The sequence below is a fragment of the Endozoicomonas sp. ONNA1 genome (genome assembly GCF_024606325.1).
GTDB lineage: Bacteria > Pseudomonadota > Gammaproteobacteria > Pseudomonadales > Endozoicomonadaceae > Endozoicomonas_A.
The window spans coordinates 1-1489 of sequence record NZ_JAHHPN010000534.1; the positions used below are offsets into that span (position 1 = coordinate 1).

Sequence of the window (1489 nt, forward strand, 5' to 3'; positions counted from 1 at the left end):
TCCGGGGACAGCGGCGCTGAAACCAGTTGCAAGCCCGGCTGATTGCCGACACTTAGCCATCTCAGGGTGATTAAAGACGAACCGTTGACGTCTGTCGGGCTTTTGACCTGCAGGTTTTCCGTTTTGGCAAGCTTGTCGATAGCGAAGGTTTTTTCGAGGACTATCCGGCCTGATGGACTGAATGAAGAAGACAATGGGCTGGTAAGCTGCACCAGCGGTGCAAACCCCATTTGCTGGCGAACCCTTCTTTCAATGTCGTCAACGTCAGGCTGACTGATGCCCGCCTGCCTGTAGCCGGATTGAACCATGGCAGTAAACACTGGAATCAGGCTGGATAAACCGGTCTTTTGTCTGGTGGAGGCGTCAGGGTTAATAACGATTTGTTTGCCAGACAGAAATAATGAAACAATGACTTGTTGCTTGCCAGTAGCCGTTTTCGGGGCATTAAGTCACAGACCCTCAGCAGGACCGGTGGATTTGGAAGCATCTGTTATTTTTTTCAGGTAATCTTTGCCCAAAGGCGTAGCCAGAAAGTCCCTGATACCATCGAATAATACAACATACTCCGTTCCAGCATAACGGAGGTAGTCAGGGGTCAAACTTAATTGTATATTCTTGTTAATTTCGAGAATTGGATAGCCATCTTTTGAATAGTTACTAAAATGCTCATCCAGAGCACTAACCTCTACTATTGCATTCAGTCCATCAATTAATGATGGGCTTCTCTCCTTCAGGGTCTGCTTCAGAAAAGTGATTTCGTCTGTCCTGATGGCCTGACGCAGAACCAGGCCTGCCCGGTAATCCGGCAGATTCCCGTGTGTCTTCACCAGAGCCGAGGCAAAGTTATCCAGAGATACCCCAGGGTGTTGACGACGGTATTTCAAAACCCGTTTAACCGCCTCTGTCAGCCCGTCCTGATCATGCCGGGCGGATAACCAGTAGAGAACCCGGGCGAAATCGTCCACCGACCCGGTAGCAAACTGCCAATTGTGATCGGTGCTACTGAGGCCATTAACAAGCTGTGTATAGAGGGGGGGCTGGTCTGGAAAAGCGCCCAGTGCCAGTCCTGTGGTCAGGCCATAGCGACGGCCTGTGGTGGTTGCCGACAATCCCCAGATGGCCCGCAAGTCCTTTTGAGCTTTACCGAGAGCGACCACATCGGGATGGTTTAACAGGGCTAGTCCGAACAACTTTCCTATAGCGATAGCTTTGTGGTGATCAAAAGTCGTGTCTTTTGTTCCCACCGTCAGGGCCGGTGGATTGCTGTCCAGACGACTCTGGTACAGGTATTGTTTGGGGTCAAGGGTAAGGGGTACCTCCCGGTACAGACGACCCAGAAGCAGGCCGTGCCTGGAAAGTCTGTCTCCTGACTCAAGAATCGGTCTAACCAAATCTTCGCCAGCAGAAAACAAGTCGACAAGTTTATAGAGCCCGGCGGGCAGGTTGAATTGTGCCAGCTTTTTCCAGCGGGCGACGAGCAGGGCATGGT

Annotated in this window: 2 protein-coding genes; both read right to left on the reverse strand. The window is 51.4% G+C overall.

The window, feature by feature from the left end; genetic code table 11:
- Nucleotides 1-308: hypothetical protein (locus tag KDK19_RS12255; RefSeq protein WP_257292076.1), on the reverse strand; the 308-nt coding region annotated here is incomplete at its 3' end.
- Nucleotides 309-449: 141 nt separating this feature from the next.
- The coding region (locus KDK19_RS12260) for a hypothetical protein (RefSeq protein ID WP_257292077.1) at nucleotides 450-1489 on the reverse strand (1040 nt) is incomplete at its 5' end.